This window comes from Sporomusa sp. 246TCP1, from assembly GCF_057319775.1.
On record NZ_CM170492.1, the window covers coordinates 3,450,812 to 3,471,765 of the forward strand.

General features: G+C 47.1%; 17 protein-coding genes and 1 pseudogene. All 18 read right to left on the reverse strand.

Translation table 11 applies throughout. From position 1 onward, the window contains the following. Positions 1 to 18: 18 nt before the first annotated feature. The 18 genes and pseudogenes from eno to AC1ECB_RS16425 all read right to left on the reverse strand — a co-directional run bounded on the left by eno (position 19) and on the right by AC1ECB_RS16425 (position 20,880). On the reverse strand, positions 19 to 1,305 hold the full coding sequence (eno, locus tag AC1ECB_RS16340; protein ID WP_145090563.1) for a phosphopyruvate hydratase: 1,287 nt from the start codon (positions 1,303 to 1,305) through the stop codon (positions 19 to 21). Positions 1,306 to 1,353: 48 nt separating this feature from the next. Further along, positions 1,354 to 2,895, reverse strand: coding sequence for a 2,3-bisphosphoglycerate-independent phosphoglycerate mutase (gene gpmI / locus AC1ECB_RS16345; RefSeq protein ID WP_485664767.1), 1,542 nt, complete (start codon positions 2,893 to 2,895; stop codon positions 1,354 to 1,356). A 17-nt stretch (positions 2,896 to 2,912) separates the two neighbouring features. After that, on the reverse strand, positions 2,913 to 3,665 hold the full coding sequence (gene tpiA / locus AC1ECB_RS16350) for a triose-phosphate isomerase (RefSeq protein ID WP_485664768.1): 753 nt from the start codon (positions 3,663 to 3,665) through the stop codon (positions 2,913 to 2,915). Between the two features lie 21 nt (positions 3,666 to 3,686). Continuing rightward, complete coding sequence (locus AC1ECB_RS16355) at positions 3,687 to 4,874, reverse strand: phosphoglycerate kinase (RefSeq protein ID WP_485664769.1); 1,188 nt, start codon at positions 4,872 to 4,874, stop codon at positions 3,687 to 3,689. A gap of 79 nt (positions 4,875 to 4,953) precedes the next feature. Then, positions 4,954 to 5,961, reverse strand: a complete 1,008-nt coding sequence (gene gap / locus AC1ECB_RS16360; protein ID WP_485664770.1) for a type I glyceraldehyde-3-phosphate dehydrogenase — start codon at positions 5,959 to 5,961, stop codon at positions 4,954 to 4,956. A 13-nt stretch (positions 5,962 to 5,974) separates the two neighbouring features. After that, positions 5,975 to 7,006 carry a sugar-binding transcriptional regulator gene (locus tag AC1ECB_RS16365; protein WP_485664771.1) on the reverse strand — a complete coding sequence of 344 codons (1,032 nt, stop codon included), beginning with the start codon at positions 7,004 to 7,006 and terminating at the stop codon, positions 5,975 to 5,977. 220 nt (positions 7,007 to 7,226) lie between these two features. Beyond that, entirely contained in the window at positions 7,227 to 8,354 is a 1,128-nt protein-coding gene (locus AC1ECB_RS16370; RefSeq protein WP_485664772.1) for an anaerobic glycerol-3-phosphate dehydrogenase subunit C, read from the reverse strand. Between the two features lie 67 nt (positions 8,355 to 8,421). After that, positions 8,422 to 9,666 carry an anaerobic glycerol-3-phosphate dehydrogenase subunit GlpB gene (gene glpB / locus AC1ECB_RS16375; protein WP_485664773.1) on the reverse strand — a complete coding sequence of 415 codons (1,245 nt, stop codon included), beginning with the start codon at positions 9,664 to 9,666 and terminating at the stop codon, positions 8,422 to 8,424. A 367-nt stretch (positions 9,667 to 10,033) separates the two neighbouring features. Then, positions 10,034 to 11,382, reverse strand: a pseudogene (gene glpK / locus AC1ECB_RS16380) (glycerol kinase GlpK); the annotation flags it as partial. A gap of 269 nt (positions 11,383 to 11,651) precedes the next feature. Further along, the gene (locus AC1ECB_RS16385; RefSeq protein WP_485664774.1) at positions 11,652 to 11,864 is read right to left on the reverse strand and encodes a glycerol-3-phosphate responsive antiterminator; all 213 of its coding nucleotides are present in this window, start codon (positions 11,862 to 11,864) and stop codon (positions 11,652 to 11,654) included. A gap of 143 nt (positions 11,865 to 12,007) precedes the next feature. After that, complete coding sequence (gene rpoN, locus AC1ECB_RS16390) at positions 12,008 to 13,423, reverse strand: RNA polymerase factor sigma-54 (protein WP_485664775.1); 1,416 nt, start codon at positions 13,421 to 13,423, stop codon at positions 12,008 to 12,010. Positions 13,424 to 13,491: 68 nt separating this feature from the next. After that, on the reverse strand, positions 13,492 to 14,508 hold the full coding sequence (gene hypE / locus AC1ECB_RS16395) for a hydrogenase expression/formation protein HypE (RefSeq protein WP_485664776.1): 1,017 nt from the start codon (positions 14,506 to 14,508) through the stop codon (positions 13,492 to 13,494). Then, positions 14,501 to 15,598 (reverse strand): hydrogenase formation protein HypD, encoded by a 1,098-nt coding sequence (gene hypD / locus AC1ECB_RS16400; protein WP_485664777.1) that lies wholly within the window; start codon positions 15,596 to 15,598, stop codon positions 14,501 to 14,503. The genes hypE and hypD overlap by 8 nt, the downstream gene beginning before the upstream one ends. Beyond that, complete coding sequence (locus AC1ECB_RS16405) at positions 15,582 to 15,809, reverse strand: HypC/HybG/HupF family hydrogenase formation chaperone (protein WP_485664778.1); 228 nt, start codon at positions 15,807 to 15,809, stop codon at positions 15,582 to 15,584. The genes hypD and AC1ECB_RS16405 overlap by 17 nt, the downstream gene beginning before the upstream one ends. 3 nt (positions 15,810 to 15,812) lie before the next feature. Continuing rightward, positions 15,813 to 18,086 carry a carbamoyltransferase HypF gene (gene hypF / locus AC1ECB_RS16410; protein ID WP_485664779.1) on the reverse strand — a complete coding sequence of 758 codons (2,274 nt, stop codon included), beginning with the start codon at positions 18,084 to 18,086 and terminating at the stop codon, positions 15,813 to 15,815. A gap of 7 nt (positions 18,087 to 18,093) precedes the next feature. After that, positions 18,094 to 19,449: a thioether cross-link-forming SCIFF peptide maturase gene (gene scfB / locus AC1ECB_RS16415; RefSeq protein ID WP_485664780.1), complete on the reverse strand. Its 1,356-nt coding sequence runs from the start codon at positions 19,447 to 19,449 to the stop codon at positions 18,094 to 18,096. Between the two features lie 55 nt (positions 19,450 to 19,504). Beyond that, positions 19,505 to 19,651: a six-cysteine ranthipeptide SCIFF gene (scfA, locus tag AC1ECB_RS16420; protein ID WP_021169117.1), complete on the reverse strand. Its 147-nt coding sequence runs from the start codon at positions 19,649 to 19,651 to the stop codon at positions 19,505 to 19,507. Positions 19,652 to 19,782: 131 nt separating this feature from the next. Beyond that, entirely contained in the window at positions 19,783 to 20,880 is a 1,098-nt protein-coding gene (locus AC1ECB_RS16425) for a copper amine oxidase (protein ID WP_485664781.1), read from the reverse strand. Positions 20,881 to 20,954 lie beyond the last annotated feature (74 nt).

Consider the following 20,954-nt stretch of genomic DNA (forward strand, 5'->3'; position numbering starts at 1 on the left):
CCTCCCTTCGGCGCGAACTTATCTTAAGTTATAGAAAACCTTATACCCGCGGTATTGGGCCAGATCACCCAACTGCTCTTCAATCCGGAGTAATTGGTTATATTTAGCCACGCGGTCGGTACGGGCAGGTGCACCGGTCTTGATCTGACCAGCATTAACAGCTACCGCAATATCAGCAATAGTGGCGTCTTCTGTTTCCCCGGAACGATGCGAAATTACACAGGTATAACCAGCACGTTTTGCCATTTCAATGGTATCAAAGGTTTCTGTCAATGTACCAATTTGGTTTACCTTAACCAAGATGGAATTGGCCGTTTTGGCAACAATCCCCTGGCTTAACCGTTCCACATTAGTAACAAACAGATCATCGCCAACTAGCTGAGTTTTGCTGCTCAAACGATCAGTTAAAAGCTTCCAGCCATCCCAGTCATCTTCAGACATGCCGTCTTCAATCGATATAATAGGGTATTTTTCAACTAACTGACTATAGTATTCCACCATTTCGGCCGAAGTTTTCACAACACCTTCGCCTTCAAGATGGTATTTTCCGTCTTTAAATAATTCGGTTGCGGCAACATCAAGGCCAAGCATGATTTGTTCGCCTGGTTTGTAACCAGCTTTTTCAATAGCTTCAATAATGATTTTTAATGCTTCTTCGTTAGATGCCAGATTAGGAGCAAATCCGCCCTCATCACCAACAGCTGTCGCTAAATTGCGGTCAGCAAGTACTTTTTTGAGGTTATGATAAATTTCCGCACCCATTCTCAGGGCTTCAGCAAAGCTTTCTGCACCTACCGGAAGGATCATAAACTCCTGAATATCCACATTATTATCGGCATGCTTACCGCCATTTAAGATGTTCATCATGGGAACAGGCAATTCTTTGGCATTGGCACCGCCCAAGTATTGATACAAGGCCATATCCAAAGAGGATGCCGCTGCTTTTGCGGCTGCCATGGAAACACCTAAGATAGCATTAGCGCCTAATTTAGCTTTATTGGGAGTGCCGTCAAGTTCAATCATAGCCTGGTCAATACCTATTTGGTCAAGTGCGTCCATGCCGACAATTTCCGGAGTTATAATTTCATTAACATTTTCTACAGCCTTGAGCACACCCTTACCCAGGAAACGGCTTTTGTCACCATCGCGAAGCTCAACAGCTTCATAGGCACCGGTAGATGCGCCTGATGGAACAGCCGCACGACCCAAGGTGCCATTTTCCAGTAGTACGTCAACTTCAATAGTAGGATTACCGCGGGAATCAAGTATCTCTCTGGCTAAAATATCAACAATTGTTGTAGACATATATTTTCCTCCTAATATATACGAATTTTACTATGTACTTATGGAAATTTACTTCTGTAATAGACTTTTACCGGTCATCTCTTCCGGTTGGGCAATACCAGCCAATTCCAGGATAGTGGGAGCAATATCAGCTAAAATTCCTTCCCGTAGTTTGCTGCCACGATGTACTTCTGAAACCATAATAAGCGGTACCTTGTTGGTTGTATGGGCAGTAAACGGCTCGCCTGTTTCCGGATCAAGCATAGCTTCTGCGTTGCCGTGGTCGGCAGTTATCAGGGTAATACCGCCCCGGTCACGCATAGCATCCACCAAGCGGCCGACACATTGATCCACTGTTGTCACAGCACTGATAGCAGCATCAAGTATGCCTGTATGGCCAACCATGTCCCCATTAGCATAGTTAAGAATAATCAAATCATATTTTCCAGATTTAATCGCCTCAACTGCTTTATCAGTAACCTCAAGAGCACTCATCTCCGGCTTCAAATCATAGGTAGCTACTTTGGGCGAAGGAACCAAGAGCCGTTCTTCGCCGGCAAAGGGATGTTCCTCCCCGCCATTAAAGAAGTAAGTAACATGAGCGTATTTTTCCGTTTCAGCAATTCGCAACTGGGTATACCCCGCCTGGCTAACCACCTCACCAAGAGTATTAACAATATGAGTTGGTGGAAAAGCCACGGGGACGTTAAAGGTTTCGTCATATTGGGTCATGCTGGCAAAATGGAGGAAAAAACAACCGTTTTTGCACTCAAAGCTATTAAAATTAACATCAGTAAGCGCCTGGGTAAGCTGCCTGGCCCGATCTGGCCGGAAATTAAAAAAGATAACACCATCAGCTGGTTTTATCCCCTGACAGCTACAGTTACTCATAATGGTTGGCTCAACAAATTCGTCCGTTTTCCCTGCCTGATAGGATGCCTCAACAGCCGCTGCTGCATTAGAAGCTTGCGCACCCTGACAATAGACAAGGGCTTCATATTCTTTGCTAGTACGTTCCCAGCGTTTATCCCTGTCCATAGCATAATAGCGGCCGGCTATAGTAGCAATCTGACCTACCCCCAGTTCCACCATTTTAGCCTCAAGTGCTTTGATATAGGAAACAGCGCTACTTGGTGGTACGTCCCGTCCGTCTAAGAACGCATGAACATAGACCCTCTTTACCCCCTGTTTTTTGGCTAATTCCAACAAAGCATACACATGGGTAATGTGACTGTGAACACCGCCATCAGACAACAGCCCCATCAGATGCAGTGCCCCCTCTGCCTGGCGAGTCGCGTCACACACCTGACAAAGTACCGGATTGGTGAAAAAATCGCCGTCCCTGATTGATTTGCTGATACGGGTAAGTTCCTGGTAGATAATCCGGCCTGAACCAATATTAAGATGACCAACTTCCGAGTTTCCCATTTGTCCTGCCGGCAAACCAACAGCTTCTCCTGAACAGTCAAGTTTGGTTACCGGATACCGCTCTGCTAACAATTTAATATGCGGGGTATCAGCTCTGGCAATGGAGTTAAACTCGTCATTTTCGCGGCCAATTCCCCAACCGTCAAGAATAACAAGTGCAATTGGCGATGATAGTTTTGACACGTTTTTTCTCCTCGCGGTTATTTGAACTTAACTAATTTGCTAAAAGACTCAGCCTCTAAGCTTGCCCCGCCGACTAATGCGCCGTCAATATCGGGTTTAGCCATAAGTTCAGCCACATTGTCAGGCTTAACACTGCCGCCGTATTGGATGCGAATGCTCTCAGCGCTGGCTTGACCAAACATTTCGGCAACCGTACGACGGATAAAAGCACATACTGCATTAGCATCCTCAGCCGAAGCCGTGCGGCCGGTGCCGATAGCCCAAATGGGTTCATAGGCAATAACCATCCCAGCAACTTGCTGCGCGCTAAGTCCTTCAAGCCCGCCTTTCACCTGGGCACCGACAACCCGCTTGGTAGCGTTAGCTTCCCGATCGATCAACGTTTCGCCGACACACATAATTGGCTTCAAACCGGCTTTAAGCGCGGCTTTAAGTTTGTTATTCACAGTTTGATCTGTTTCCGCAAAATATTGGCGGCGCTCTGAGTGACCGATAATCACATGAGTACAACCAATATCTTTGAGCATACCGGGCGCAATTTCACCAGTAAAGGCACCTTTTTCTTCCCAATGCATATTTTGAGCACCTAAACCGATATTAGTTCCTGCTACAGCAGCAGCTATACCAGTCAAAGCCGTAAAAGGCGGACATACAACAATCTCCACGTCATTTACTGCGTTTGTTAGAGCGTTCAATTCCTGCACAAGTATAACGCCTTCTCCGGCTGTTTTATGCATTTTCCAATTACCGGCAATAATGGGCTTGCGCATAGTCTCCACTCCTTACTTAAATTATTTATCTGCCAATGCTGCAATGCCTGGCAATTCCTTGCCTTCTAAAAACTCGAGCGACGCGCCACCGCCTGTTGAGATATGAGTAATCTTAGCAGCAAGCTTAAGTTTTTCCAGGGCAGCCACCGAATCACCACCACCGACAATACTCTTAGCACCTGATGCAGCCACTGCTTTGGCGACTGCCTCAGTGCCGATAGCGAAGGCATCAAATTCAAATACACCCATCGGGCCATTCCACACGACGGTTTTTGCTCCGTGTAGAGCTGCTGCGAATTTTCCAGCCGTTGCCGGACCAATATCGAGAGCCATCCATTCACTGGGTATTTGCGTAACAGCCACGGCCTTGTGGTCAGCGTCGGCAGCAAAGTTTTCTGCCACCACAACATCTTCCGGTAATAGCAGGTTTACGCCCTTAGTCTTGGCAGTCGCAATAAGCTCTTTGGCCAAAACCAGCTTATCAGCTTCTACCAATGATTTACCTGTTTGGTAACCTTGGGCAGCCAGAAAGGTATTGGCCATACCGCCACCGATGATCAGGGTATCTACTTTATTTAACAGATTTTCAATGACACCAATCTTATCAGAAACCTTAGCCCCGCCAATAATGGCCACAAAAGGGCGCACCGGATCGGTAACAGCCTGCCCTAAAAACAGCAGCTCTTTATCCATCAGAAAACCGGATACGGCTGGTATGTACTTGGTTATACCATGCACTGAGGCATGAGCCCGGTGGGATACGCCAAAGGCATCGTTAACCAGGATTTCTGCCAAGCCAGCCAGTTGTTTGGCAAATTCAGGATCATTTTTTTCTTCTTCAGGATTAAAACGCAGGTTCTCCAGCATAAGCAATTGCCCCGGCTGAAGAGCGGCCGCCATTTTTCTGGCTTCCGGCCCCACCGAGTCATTGGCGAATAAGACCTCGCGGTCATGAAGTAATTGCGACAGCTTTTTTGCAACCGGCTTGAGTGAAAACTCGGGCGCAATTTTACCTTTAGGCCGTCCCAGATGGCTGGCAATAATAACAGCCGCGTTCTTGGACAGCAAAAATTCCAGGGTAGGAATCGTAGCCCGAATACGGGTATCATCAGTAATGTTGCCTGCTTTATCCATTGGTACGTTATAGTCTACCCGCACTAATACTTTTTTACCTGATACCCAAATATCATTTAAGTTTTTTTTATTCATAACCATTCCTCCAGCTTAATCAGGTGAGGTGTAAGAGAAGCAATCTCAAATTACTGAAATTGCTTCACCCTTAATAATCTTACAGGCCTTTGCTGATAACGAAGTCGATAAGGTCAACAACACGATTGGAATAGCCCCATTCATTATCATACCAGGAAACAACCTTGACCAGATTATCACCCACCATCATTGTTGACAGACCGTCAACGATGGAGGAATGCGCATTCCCATTGTAGTCTATCGATACCAATGGTTCTTCTGAGAATGCCATGATGCCTTTAAGTTCGCCATTGGCCGCTTCTTTAAGGGCTGCATTAACAGCTTCGGCAGTGGCTGGTTTTTCCAATTGAGCAACCAGATCGGTAATGGATACATTCGGAGTCGGTACACGAAGCGCAAAACCATTAAGCTTGCCTTTGAGTTCAGGCAGAACTAAAGCTACCGCCTTAGCTGCACCGGTTGTGGTCGGAATAATGGACATACCGGCAGCACGGGCGCGACGAAGATCTTTATGCGGCAGATCAAGAATGTTTTGGTCATTGGTATAGGAATGAATCGTTGTCATTAAACCCGATTTTATCCCGAACTTTTCCTGCAGCACTTTGGCAAATGGAGCCAGGCAGTTGGTAGTACAAGAAGCGTTGGAAATAATTTGATGGTTGGCCGGATCATATTTGTCTTGATTTACGCCCATAACAATAGTTATATCTTCATTTTTACCTGGTGCCGAAATAATTACTTTTTTCGCGCCTGCGGTAATGTGAGCCATAGCTTTGTCCTTTTCGGTAAAACGGCCTGTTGATTCAATTACAATATCAACCTCCATAGCTTTCCATGGCAGCTGTGCCGGATCTTTTTCAGCAAGCACTTTAACAAGCTTGCCGTTTATTTCAATACCGCCGTCAACAGCTTTTACTTCGGCATTCATTATGCCATGTACGGAATCATATTTCAAAAGATGAGCAAGCGTTTTGGCATCTGTTAAGTCATTTACCGCTACAATCTCAAACTTGGGATTATTAACTGCTACCCGTAGAACATTCCGGCCAATACGGCCAAAACCGTTAATACCAATTTTAATAGTCATAATGAAATTCCTCCTAAATATTATTAGTTATTAATAACTGAATAGCTTTAGCCGCAGCTTCATCGGTAACAAGCACACTCTGTTCACCGGTACCAGCTACCGCCAAGATTGCCTTGGCTTTGGCGCTGCCTCCGGCCACAGCGATTACCGTGTCAATTCCAGCCAAATCATCCAGTTTCAAACCGATACTGCTGGTAACATACACAATCTTTCCTGGTAGAGCACAATATTGCCCAAGTGCCTCGCCTACCGCGCCACGCTGTTCGATATCAGCAATAGTGGCCGCAGCCATACCGCGCCGTTCGGCCATTTCACCGGCGTCACCAATACCATGTACCAAAATATTGGCCTTTTTAATCATGTCGGCCACAGCCCTAAGATTAGTATCTCCGTCCAAAATGGCTTCCAGAGTTTCCTCATTTACCCCATCAGGGATATGCAGCAGGCGATAACGCCCGCCCAGCTTGTTGGCCATTACGGCGGCAATCGTATTGGCCTGATACTCCACGACCTCACCTAGTCCACCCCGGGCTGGCACAACAGTTGTTGTCGGGACACTAAAATTAACAGCTTCCGCCACCTTGGCCATGGTCGAACCGCCGCTTACTGCAACAATCATATTATCTCCCAAATGCTGTCTAAGTACACTTGCCGTAGCCCGGCCAAGTTCGCGGCGCACCGCGCTGTCGGCCTCACTATCACCTGGTATAATAACAACCTGCATAAGGTTCAGACGCTGGGCCAATTCAGCCTCAAGCCCGACTAAATTATGAAGTATCCGGATATATTCAGCCAAATCGGCCAACATGCTCTGACCTTCGTCTGTTACACTGATTCCAAGTGGGGAAAACTTAACAAGTCCAGCCGTTTTGAGCCAATCAACCTGAGCCCTGACCCCTCGTTCGCCCATATCCAGCATACTCGATAACGCCCGGCGTCCAACCGGCTGAGCGTGCTTAATATGACGCAGGAGATTGTAGCGTGCTTCGATAATTTGTATAAGTTCTGGTGCAAGTTTACGCTGTAGCTGAATAAATTTCTCCATAGCATCTCCTTGGGTTAAAATATGTCCCACGTGAACACATTATGTCCCATATCAGGTAAAAAAACTAGATAGCCTGCCTATCACTTTCACTACACCTATTCGGCAAGGGCCTAGAAACTCCTGCTTCAACAGGTAAATTTTATCATATGGTGCTACTTCTGGCTATAGGCAGACCTAACTACCGCAATAGGATGCTCGGTTTTCACGCCGGTACCATGGGCTATCGCAAACGGCAAGTACCGCATTCTGAGAGCACTGAATTTATACCGCTGGCTTTGATGGTTTCAAAAAGAGTATTGCCCACTGCCATAGCAATATCATATTTTTCGGCTTTAAATCCATAGTTGCCAGAGATACCGCAACAGCCAGCATCGGCGTCAATAACTTCAATGCCCGGAATCATGTGGACAAGCTCCAGGCTGGGTTTACCTATCCCCTGTACTCGCAGATGACAAGGTGCATGATAAAGGTATCGACCCTCTTGTCTGGCAAAGTTAGTAATAAGAAGCCCTTCATCATAGAGTTCCAGTAAAAATTCGGCGATGTCATAAATACGACCGGCAACTTGTTCTATCCCTTTACTGGCAAATAACTCCTGGTATTCTTGTTTGAGCATCAGGCCGCAGCTGGTACAAGCGGTTATAATTGGATAGCCCTTCCTAACATAGTCTTGCAAAATAGCGATATTTTTATGAGCATTGGCCTCAGCCTCAGCCATATATCCATTGACCACCAATGATGAGCCACAACACACAGCCTCTTCGGGAACAATTACCTCGAAGTTATTGACCTGCAGTACAGCTACAACATCCAGCCCTACTTGCGGCTGGTTATAATTTATAAAACAGCCTGGAAAAAAAACTGCTTTATTAGCGGTTGGCTGCTGTTTGATTTTTTTAAATTGCTTGCTAAAGCTTTCGCTGGCATAGGCAGGCAGCGGTACTTTATCTGATATTCCAATGTTTTTCAAAATTGCTTTGCTAACAAAGTTATTCATCCCAAAATTGGCCAGTCTTGGCGTAAGACTGGCCATCCTGGCCATTTGTTCGCCATGTGACAACAGCCAATCCCTGCGTGACTGTTTATGGGTTTTATAATACTGAGCTCTGGCCTTCATAGTTAGCGTAGAAATAGGAACACGGGAGGGACAGCTTATATCACAATTTTTACAATTCGAGCAATATTCCAGAGCATTCTCCCAATCATCTTCCATCAGGCGAAAGCGTTCGCCAGCCGGACCAGCAAGCTTAGGACCCTGAAACTCCCGTACAGCTTGGGCAACCGGGCAATGAATGACACAGGAGGTACAGGCTGTGCAGTCATCTGGGTTATAGTGATGTTTGTTCATGGTTTTCTCTCCATATCATTAATTTTAAACTGTACATATATAACGCATTAACACTTTATAAAAATTCTCAGCAATTTAGACCTGCCTTATAGCCGCTAACTAATGCTACCCCATTACCCGACTTTTCCCAACAATAATCATAGCCAGCCAGATTGCGGCCTGCAACATAGACATTTTCGAGCACTACCTGACCCTCGGCATTTACCGGACGCAGACCATCATCAACCTGAATGCCAATCTTAGCAAAAGGCTGGGCTGCATTAGCAAATAGCTGGCGTGTCCCCCACTGCTCCCGCTCAGCAGGCGCTGTCACTGGTAGATTGAAAATCGGTTCACTGATACCATCATGTTCAGCGATAATGCCGCCGCCAAAAAAGCCACCGGTCGCCAAAATTACAGCCTTGGCGGGATACGAACGTTCTCGGTCAATATTACCAGTAACAACAGCAGTCACTTGCTTTCCTTCCTGTATGGCATGTGCAACATGGGCCTGTTCCATGATAGTAACACCCAGCCGCCTGGCACGCTGCAGGAGCATGGCCCACAATCTAAACCCAGTAACAGCAGTCGGCATGATTACAGTCTCCACAAATTTGCAAGCAAGCATTCTTTCCAGGGTATCTCTGACAACATAGCTAGGCCGGGAGCCTAATACAGGCGGAATAATAACAACGCTGCCTGACTTCACCTGCTTTGCCAACTGTTCCCGGCAAACCTGCTGGCCCTGGATGGTATCAAGCCATCTGGCAATATCAAAGGCAGTTACATCCCGCCCACCTGTAAAACCAGGATCAATCATAACCTCTTCATATTCTTTTTGAAAACCTAGAATGATTCCTAAGCCTTTACTAATTAATTCAGGAAAATAATCTTTTAGCCTCATAAATCCAACTACTGCAACATGACTGGCTGCTTGAACAGGAGTGCTATCCATTGTAAGCGGCACCAGGCAACTTGGTTTTACGCTGCCTATGGCTGTCGGCAGCCACTGGACACGATCCAACCCACCAGTATAAGCAAACCCTTCCTCCTGGCACATGGTTAAGAAGAATTGTACGGCCTCTTCCACTACCTGACTGCCTACTTTTCTATATGGATGCCCAGGCGGCAATTGACGTAATCCAGCACGTGGGGTAGCTACCAGCGTATTGTTTTCCAGATAACCTAACAAATCAATCGTACCGCCGCCAATAGCCAGCGTCCCGGCACCTGAAGTCATAAGGGTAACCTTTTTGCCCCGTCCGGCTGCAGTAATCGCTGCTGTCAAACCGGCAAGGCCGCCACCGATTACAATAACATCACTTATTCTCATCGTTAACCGCTCCATCTATATTTAATGAGGCTCCATAGATGCCGCGCATCAGTTCGGCTTCTCTGAGCTGATTGCCCCAAAGCACTGGCCGGATACCGGTTATGCGAGTGCGAAATGGTTACACTGGCTGAGGTTGAAGCTATGGCCGCTGATCCTACCAGCTATACACCTTGAAGATGTAAGGCGTAAAACACGTATGGGTATGGGAACTTGCCAGGGGGCTAAACTACAACAGTAGTTTGCATACTTATTTACCTCGCTAAAAAAGGATAGAGAAGTCCCCCTGGGCCGATAACTGGCGCAAGAAGGACTTCTCTTCATCTCTAAGTCCGATCTATTACTTTGTCTAACAATTATCTATTGGTGCTTAGTCTTCCCAGTCCATCGAGCGCTTAACTGCTTTTTGCCAGCCTTTATAGTATTTACTGCTTTGATCAGCAGCCATTTTAGTCTCGAAACGAGTATCCAGCTTCCAATTCTTAACCAGGTCTTCTTTATTGTTCCATACGCCAACAGCCAAACCAGCAAGATAAGCCGCACCTAACGCGGTGGTCTCAGTAACCTGCGGACGATCAACCGGCACACCCAGGATATCGGCCTGGAACTGCATTAGGATATTATTGGCTACAGCACCACCATCAACCTTAAGTGCCTGTAATTTAATAGTAGAATCGGCTTCCATTGCGCTTAGTACATCTTTGGTCTGATAAGCCATGGAGTCAAGAGTGGCCCGCACCACATGAGCTTTGGTTGTACCGCGGGTCAAACCAAGGATAGCGCCGCGAGCCGTCATATTCCAATAGGGAGCACCCAAACCAACAAAAGCAGGAACTACATATACACCCTCGGAATCATTGACTTTTTTCGCAATATATTCTGAGTCAGGAGCCGCATCAATCAGCTTCAGACCATCACGCAGCCATTGAACTGCTGAACCGGCTACAAAGATACTGCCTTCCAGCGCGTACTCAACCTTGCCGTCAATACCCCAGGCAATGGTGGTCAACAGGCCATTCTTAGACTCATATACCTTATCACCAGTATTCATTAGCATGAAGCAACCGGTGCCATATGTATTTTTCGCCATACCAGGTTTGAAACAAGTTTGACCAAACAGGGCCGATTGCTGGTCACCAGCAGCGCCCGCGATAGGTACAGATGCTCCCAAAAATGCGTTGGGATCGGTGTTGCCGTACACCTCGCTGGAAGAACGAACCTCTGGTAGCATTATAGCCGAAACTGTCAGCGCCGCCAGCAGTTCTTCATCCCATTTGAGTTCACGAATGTTGTACATTAATGTCCGGGAAGCGTTAGAGTAGTCTGTTACATGTACCTTGCCGCCTGACAGCTTCCAGATAAGCCAAGTATCAATGGTTCCAAACAGGAGCTCACCTTTTTCCGCTTTTGCGCGAGCACCCTCGACATTATCAAGAATCCATTTTACCTTGGTGCCGGAAAAGTAAGCGTCTACTACCAAACCAGTTTTTTGCGGAAGGTATCTTCCAGTCCTTTAGCGTTAAGATCATTACAAATATCCATTGTTTGGCGGGATTGCCAGACTATCGCATTATACACCGGCTTGCCGGTGTTTTTATCCCACACTACTGTAGTTTCGCGCTGGTTAGTAATACCAATGCCAGCTATATCTGCAGCACTAATACCTGCCTTGGCAACAACCTCGGCAACAACACCAATCTGCGAACTCCAGATTTCGTCCTAATAGCCCTTATCGAATCACTTATGACTACCCTGACCGTTTTCACCATACCTTTGTCCAAACATAAAAATAAAGTCTAAAGCAACGCCTATAGAACTGCGGTTTCTACTAAGGCGAACGCTTTGGACTTTTCTTTATCTCTGTCCCTGTATTCAATTATTTAGCTATATTATTCTCGTGCTTTTTGATAATTCCTGCTATTTTTTAATAATACCGAAAAGTAATTATTTTCACTCATTTAACAGGCTACTTTGACGCTTACCACAGCTCACGTTTGCTTGCGCTCACGGCACTTAATCCATTGCCAAAGGGCATACGCTATATCCTTTTTGTTATGCAGCAGTCCACCGCCCAAAACGGGCAGTCCGGTCGCTTGGGCAAGTTCGGCTACTACACTTGCAGGAATAGAGGCCGGCAATAGCTCCAGTGCATCCGGCTTATACCCTTTAAGCAGATTGACCCCAGTTTTAATGGCTTCCAAGTCACCGCCTCTGTAAAAATTCCTCTTTACTTAGTTCGCCATCGGTACGAATATCCCTTCCCATTTCATAAACGCATGCCATTTAATGTAAACAAAAAGGACTTCTACTCATATGGTTATTTGGGAATTTTTGCACATAATTGTTAATGCCTTTTTCGTCTACTTGAGGCGGGAATAGCCATTTCTTCCCGGTACTTGGCAACCGTTCGCCGTGAAACCATAATCCCTTTGCTATTGAGAATGTCTCCCAAAGATTGATCACTTAAGGGCTGCATTGGATTTTCGGCTGCAATCAGTTCCCGTATCTCCTGTTTTACCCGACTGGCTGAAATATCCTCGCCGGCAGCACTCTGAATACCGGCAGTAAAAAAGGTATTCATACCAAACACGCCGTGGGGGGTAGCCATATATTTATTGGACGTCGCGCGGCTTATGGTCGATTCATGTACCCCAATCTGATCGGCCACCTTCTTCATGGTGAGTGGTCGCAAAAATTTGGGACCATGATCAAAAAAGTTTTGTTGCATCTCAATGATGGCTTCCGCCACATTATATAAGGTGCGCCGGCGCTGTTCAATACTTTTTATCAGCCAAACTGCAGCATTAATACGACCTTCTACATATTTACGGGCATCACCGGGCTCTTCCCGGACAATTTGCCGGTAATATGAATTGATGGACAGCTGTGGCACATGACTATCATTAATATGAATGGTATAACCGCTATTTACCCGTTCAACAATAATATCAGGTATAATATACCCTGGTTGTCCACCACCAAAGGCACACCCTGGTTTAGGATCAAGTGTGCGGATGATATCCACAGCCTGTTGGACTTCATGGAGCGAACAATGCTGTTTATCGGCAATTTGTTTATACCGGCCTAAGGCTACCTGATCGAGATGCTCTCTAATAACGGCAACCGCTAACGCAAATTCCTTACTGTTATATACTTTCTCTTTTTGTTCCAGTTGCAGGAACAGACATTCTTGCAAAGAGCGCGCGCCTACCCCAATAGGTTCAAAGGTCTGGATAAGTTTCAGCACATTTTCTACTACGGTTTCTTCTACTGCCAATTGGGTAGCTGCTTCTGCTGTTGTCCCACATAAATAGCCATTATCATCAATACAGCCAATAAGATATTTGCCAATAGCCAAATGTCTGGCATCAAGTACAGCAAAATGCAGCTGCATTTCCAGGTAGTTTTGCAATGATACCGTTTCCGCATCAGCTATCTCCCGTTGCTTCTCCATTTCAGTGCATCCGGACTGGGCACCTGTTGTGGTCTGCGTACCATTTAGCAAATACTCAACCCAGCCATCTGCTTCTGGCTGGTTATCCGCCTGTTCATTGCTGCTGAATGATTCAACCTCACTCTCAGGCTCATTGTTACTTTCATGGGCATCGGCCTCAAGCACCGGATTTTCCAGTAATTCTTTTTCCACCAACTCGGCCAACTCAGTAGCCGGTAGCTGAAGGATAGCAATTGCCTGACGTAGTTGTGGTGTCATTATTAATTTTTGCGTTGTTTCCAGCTTAAGTCCATAATCCAGCTGCATAGAATAACCTCCCCCAGGACAACGTTATGTCTGTCCCATGATAAATATATGATATTATTCAAAAAATATCAGCAAATTCGCGGCAGCTGTTCGCCTGATAACATATCTAACAGGCGCAAACCACCTACCGTGGTTTTGAGCGCTACCATTCCAGCTGCTTTATCGCTCACAGTGCCAATAATACGGGCAGTTGAACTCACCTGATGCCGGTGCATAATTTTCAGAACTTTTTCACTATATTCCCTTTCGACAAAAACTACTACTTTTCCTTCATTGGCAAGGTACAAAGGTTCAAATCCCAGCAATTCACAGACAGCTGCTACTTCCGGCCTCACCGGCAGGGAACTTTCCTCCAGCACAATCCCCACCCCGGCATCGGCGGCAATCTCATTGAGAGTTGTCGCCAATCCACCCCGGGTGGGATCACGCAGCATACTGATGGCAGGTACTTCGGTTAACAGCTCCTGGATAAGTCCGTTCAAGGGAGCACAGTCACTGATAATTTGTGCCGGCAGTGTTAAGCCATGCCGCTCACTCATAACAGCTATGGCATGATCGCCCAGGTAGCCACTGACTATGACTACCTGGCCTGGCTTGACGCGGCTGGCAGTAATATCAGCCTGCGGCAGTATAGCGCCAATCCCGGCCGTATTAATGTAAATACCATCAACTGCTCCCCGTTCGACTACTTTTGTATCACCAGTAACAATAGCAACACCAGCGTCCTGAGCCGCAGCCCGCATTGATTCTACAATTTTTTTAAGTTCGGCAATAGGTAAGCCCTCTTCCAGGATAAAGCCGACACTCAAATAGAGGGGTCTCGCACCACACATGGCCAAATCATTGACTGTGCCGCAAACAGCCAGTTTGCCGATATCGCCGCCAGGGAAAAAACGTGGTTTGACAACATAGCTGTCAGTAGTAAAGGCCAGCTTGGTACCACCAATACTGAAGCGCGCGCCATCATGCAACTCGGCTAGTAGCGGATTAGCAAACGCTGACACCATAATATTCTGTATTAAGTCATGACTTAAGCGGCCACCGCTGCCATGACCCAGCAAGATTAGTTCTTCCTGATTATGCATAATTCCACCGTCCTTGGCCGTATTTATACCAGGCAGCACAAGCCCCTTCCACCGACACCATGCAGGCCCCTACCGGATGCTCTGGTGTACAACTGCAGCCGAAATGTGGACAATCTTCCGGGCGAATCCGGCCACAGAGTACTTCGCCACAGCGACAGCCTGCCGGTTCCTTAGTTACCACAGCTGCCAGCGGTAGTCTCAGCCTGGCATCAAAGGCACTGTATTCTGGCCTTAGTGCCAGTCCTGAGTCCGCAATCTCACCAAATCCCCGCCAAATAGCAGTTGCAGGTTGGTACACTTGCCGGAGAATATTCCAGGCTGCCTCATTACCTGCCGGTTTTACCACTCGCCGGTATTGATTAGCCAGTTCGGCTTTGCCGGCAGCTATTTGCGCCAGCAGCATATAGATGGCTTGCAAAATATCCAGGGCCTCAAAACCGGTAATGACCGCCGGTACCTGATACTCGCTGACAACAAACTGGTAAGGCGCAAATCCGCTGATAGCCGCCGTATGCCCTGGCAGCAAAAAACCATCCACTCTGATATCCGGAGCATCTAGGATGGTTCTGAGCGCTGGCGGCACCAGTTTATGGGCCGATAAAACAAAAAAATTGTCTAACCCCTGTTGCTCAGCCTGGAGTATGGTAGCAGCTGCTGTAGGTGCTGTGGTCTCAAAACCAACAGCCAGAAAGATCACTGCCTTCTCTGGGTTCTCCCTTGCCATTGTCAGGCTCTCTAACGGTGAATAAACAATGCGGATATCAGCTCCCTGTGTTTTTGCAGCCATAAGTGTCGACTGCGAGCCCGGCACTTTGAGCATATCGCCAAAAGTAGCCAGAATTGTATCTTCCCGGCCACTATACGCAATAGCCGTATCCAGGTATTCATTGGGCGTAACACACACCGGACAGCCGGGGCCGCTGACCAACTCGACAGTTGGCGGGAGCAATTGACGAATGCCGTTACGGAAGATGGACACTGTATGGGTACCACACACCTCCATCAGCCGCAGTGGACGCTGTGCCAGCTTGGCGATAGCCTGGGTGAAAAAGTCAGCCGCACGGGCTGTTTCCTCAGCAGTCAGTCTCATATTGTTCTAGCTCCTTAAACAACTCCAGCGTGCGTAACGCCTCTTCTTCATCAATGGCCTGAATGGCAAAGCCGGCATGAATGAGCACATAGTCACCCACCACAGCATCAGGCAGCAGCATCAGGCTAACCTCACGAGTTACGCCGCTGATGTCAACTGTACCCAAGAATTCACTACGCTCAATTATTTTGGCAGGAACAGCCAAACACATAATTTATCGACTCCCTTCCCCCGCAATTACCGCCTGACCTAAGGCCAAACCACCGTCATTGGGCGGTGCCTGACGGTGAAGATATAGTTGTAATTTATGTTGTGTGAGCATTCCGATAACTTGTGATAACAGGGTAATATTTTGAAAAACTCCACCACTCAGGGCAATGTCCCGAATACCGGTGGCTCTGCTAATTTTCACAGTCATATCGCAAGCAGCCGCCGCCAAAGTAGTATGAAAATCAGCGGCAAGCTGCCCCACTGCTGCACCTTGCTGCAAGGCTTGGCATAAGGCAGCAAATACTGGTTTAAAATCAAGATTCCATTTGCCATCCACTTCTTTTATCCCATAAGACAACACCCGGCCAACGGCCCCCTGCGCTGCCAGCTCAAGCTCAATCGCCGCCTGACCCTCGTAATTGATACTCTGGCGGATACCAAGTAAAGCCGCAGCAGCGTCAAATAACCTGCCAGCCCCTGATGACAGTGGCGTATTAATCTTCTTTTCAGCAGCCGCTATTACTAGCTCCCAGCCAGCAGGCAGAGCTTGCACTAAGGGTATCGCCTGATGGTTAATAAAGTCCTCTCCATATAGCTCCTTAAGCAAGCAAACAGCTATGCGCCACGGCTGACGAACAGCCTGCGCCCCACCTGGCAGCGGCAAGTAGGACAAATGCCCGGCTCGCCGGTATTCCCGCATATCAGCAACTAAAAATTCTCCGCCCCACAGAGTACCATCCGGGCCATAGCCTGTGCCGTCAAAGGCAAGGCCAATAACGGGTCCGGTCAAATGGTGTTCGGCCATAACGGCAGCAATATGGGCATGATGGTGCTGAACAGCAACGGTAGGTAACCCTATTGTTTGTGCATATTTGGTTGACAGGTATTCAGGATGCAGGTCACAAGCTACTACCATCGGCGTAACCGCAAGCAGCTTTTGCATATGTTCTATGGCTTCAACATAAGATTGATATGTCGGCATATTCTCTAAATCACCGATATGAGCACTCAGAAAAGCCTGCTTACCCCGAGTCAGGCAAAAAGTATTTTTTAGCTCCCCACCCACTGCCAATACTGGCGGTAATTCACGCACCAGATTGACAGGCCCAGGCACATAGCCGCGACTGCGGCGAAAAAAGCAGGGCTTATTAAACACTACTTTAACCACTGAATCATCAGCCCGGCAATAAATATCCCGGTTATGGACTAAAAAATAATCAGCAATCGTATTCAGTCTGCTGATGGCGTCGTTATCCTGATAAGCAATCGGCTCATCACTAAGATTACCGCTTGTCATAACCCATATATCTGCTGGTGCCAAAAGCAGGGTATGGGCCGGTGTATAAGGCAGCATCATGCCAATACAGGGATTAGCTGGAGCAATGCTTTCGGCCAGGCTGTAGCCCTCACCCTTATTCAGCAGCACAATCGGCCTGGCAGCACTTGTTAGTAGTTGTTCTTCCAGCGGCGACACCAGGCACTGAGTCCTGATGGCAGCCAAACTGCCGGCCATCACGGCAAACGGCTTATCTTCACGCACCTTTCGCTGCCTAAGCCGCGCTACGGCAGCGTAGTCAAAAGCATTAACGGCTAGATGATAACCGCCAATACCTTTAATAGCCAATATCCGGCCGGCGGCAAGCTGCTTTCTTGCCTCAATAAAGACATCTTCTTCCTGGCTGTCGACCTGCCGTCCTTCTTTGTCCAGCAATTGATAAGCCGGCCCGCACACTGGGCAGGCATTGGGCTGCGCATGAAAACGCCTATTGGCAGGATTATTATATTCGGCCTGACAATCCGGGCACATGGTAAACTCAGACATGGTGGTTGCCCGCCGGTCATAAGGGATATCATTAATAATAGTAAACCGCGGCCCGCAATCGGTACAATTGATGAACGGATAACGGTAACGCCGGTCGGCCGGGTTTAAGAGCTCCTCCCGGCAGTGCGAACAGATAGCTACATCAGGCGAAACCAGCGCAGTTTTAGTCTTGTCAGCTACACTGGCCGTGATGCGAAAGTCAGCATAACCACCTAACTGGCAGTCCTTCACCGTAAGCGTGTCAATAACAGCCAACGGCGGCGTTTGACTGCTTAGATCTGCCAAAAAACCACTAATAGCTGCTTGACTTCCCTCGCCCTCAATCTCTACGCCACTAGCATTATTTGACACCCAGCCCTTTACGCCATATCGTCGGGCCAAATTATATACAAAGGGGCGGAACCCCACCCCTTGGACGATACCAGTTATTAGAATATGAACTGCTATATCCATCATAATTATATTAGCTTTGACTGGCTATTGCCAGTTTGGCCTGAATCATGATAGCGCATTCCAGACGTTTTTTCTGCAGCTCACAGCCTATTTCGTACGGCTGATGCAAATCATGATGGAACAAATCAGCATTGGCATGACAGCCGCCGCTACAGTAGAATCTGGCCCAGCACTCACGGCAGATTGGCTTATTGAGCACATGAGCCTGGCGGAATTTTACCGGCAATTCGGTGTTCTTAACACCCTCATAGATATTGCCTAATTTATATTCATCCCGCCCGACAAACTGGTGGCAGGGATATAAATCACCCTCAGGAGTAACAGCAAAATACTCATGCCCTGCACCACAGCCGCTCAGGCGTTTGGCAACACAGGGACCCTGGCCCAAATCCAGATTGAAGTGAAAAAAATCAAACCCCTTGCCTGCCAGCTTACGCTTTAAATACTCCGCGGCTAATAGCTCATATTGGCGGAATAACTCGGGCAAATGCTCTTTAGTTAAGGCATAATCAACATCTTTGGCCACAACAGGTTCCACTGACAGCTGACCAAACCCCTGACCAGCCATGGATAATACATCGGCGGCAAAATCAAGATTATATGCCGTATAGGTACCACGCAGGTAATAATTCTGATCACCACGCGAAGCGACTACCTGTTTACAGCGCTTAATAACCTTATCATAGCTGCCGCTGCCATCAGCCCGTGGGCGCATACGGTCATGAACCGCCGGCCGGCCATCCAGACTAAGGACTAAACTGATCGTATTATCATTAAGGTACTGAATAATATCATCTGTCAGCAGTAACGCATTCGTAGTCAGTGTTAATTTAAACACCTTACCTGTCTCAGTCTCACGTTTTCTCACATAACTAACAACATGACGGACAGTATCCATATTTAAAAGCGGCTCCCCGCCAAAAAAGTCCAATTCACAATGACGGCGTTGCCCACTATTTTCAATAATGAAATCAACAGCCCGTTCACCAACCTCTTTGGACATCAGTCCACGGCTATGGCCAAAATCACCTGTCCCTGCAAAACAGTAACCGCAACGCAGGTTGCAATCATGAGCCACATGCAAACACAATGATTTCACCAGTGGCTTATCCCGAAAGGTTAGCGGCACGGTTAATTCAGGGGAAAACAATTGTCCAGCTGCCATCAGTTCCTTTAGTTCAGTCAAAGCTTCAGTAAGCGCAGCTGCTTCATATTTATCTGTAAGGGCGGCAACAACTTCCGCCTCGTTGACACCGTTAAAAATATCTAATATATCGTACACTAAACTATCAACAACATGCACGGCACCACTATTAATATCAAGAACAATGAATAGCTCGTTTATATTAAATTTATGAACTTGCATTGTAATTCCTTTCTCAAAAAAGTAAGCCCCTTGTCTTGGTCAAGGGGCTGCTGCACTACGCCTGCTGCTGGCAAACCTGATTGCCGACAGTGCAGGAAGTCTTGCAGGCCGACTGACAGGAAGCCTGGCATTCTCCACAGCCGCCAGTCTGTACTGTTTGAGTGAGTGATGCTTTATTAATTGTTACAACATGCTTTTTCATAGTCAATTCCCCCCCTTACCTATGGAATATGTAATTACTTCTTACTTTACTATTTTAGCCCTTTTATTAGCAGTAAGCAATAGGAAAAGGAGATCGCCCTGCCACTAACTACAGGGCTTACCCCTAAATCATTATTTATTTTTAGTAGCCGGGGCCGGAGTCAGAACGATTTTAACAGGCAGGCTGGACGCACCCGGTGGTGAAAATGTCAACCACAGCGATTGTCCGCCTGCATAGTCGCCAAGATGAGTAACCTCATTGTCTTTCTTAGTACCAAAAAACAGTTTATCGGCTGGGGTTCCGATCGTATATTCTTCCTGATAGCGATATTTTACCTTCATCCCACCTGCATACGCCCCACCCCGGGGATTTAAATAGACGGCATAGTTATTGTCAAACGCTGTAGGTAAAAACAGCTTGTACATAACACCATAGTTGCCATAGTTAAGAGTCTTTGAACCATCGGTGGCATCAATACCGCTAACATAAGTATCAAGCTTGTTATCAGCCAGGGTAATAGCCATTACGCCATCCTGGGCCGGATTATAGACTTGGCTGGGAACAAGCAAGCGGTCCCGGCCAGGGAAGGTTCCCCTAAGCCGGTGATTGGTGTTTGGCAATACACTGGCCGTGGCAGCAAATATAGCCGGATCAGCATCAACAGGCAACATCATAATAACAACTTTAACAGGTATTTTGCTCTGGAAGTCATAGATACCATTAACAAGTTCATCTGACGCAACAGCAGTCTTATTAAGGATTGGTTCTAACAAGGCTGTCCCTTTGGCAGGCACCTCAATAAGCTCGTTCTCCGCTTGGTTTAGATAATTCATTTCAGCAGTTTTGCCTATTGCCAAATAATCCAAACCCGGACCACCCAGTCCATACTGATTGACTATAACATCAGTTGCTGTGTCCGAATCGTTGACCAAGAGAACAACAATTTTTTTTAACTCCCTGGTAGCATTAACATGGTGAAAAAATAGCCGGATATCACCACTTACGGTATCCTGGTACATAATACCATCATCTTCCACCATCTCCGGACTGTCTGATAACAGCAGCGTGCCGCCTTGGTCGGTCATCGTAATAGGCAATTCTGCTAGGTGAAGCATATCAATACCTGCCGGAAAACCGGACTTGGCCAGCGTAAGCTGAGGTGTAGAAACACAACTAACGGCAAGTGTAACAGCCACGGCCACACTTACCTGACACAACAAATTCGACAAAAATATACCTCCTAATAAGATCAGGGAAAGTTAGACTTTCTAGCTGAACAATGGTTGATCACCTACCGGTATTA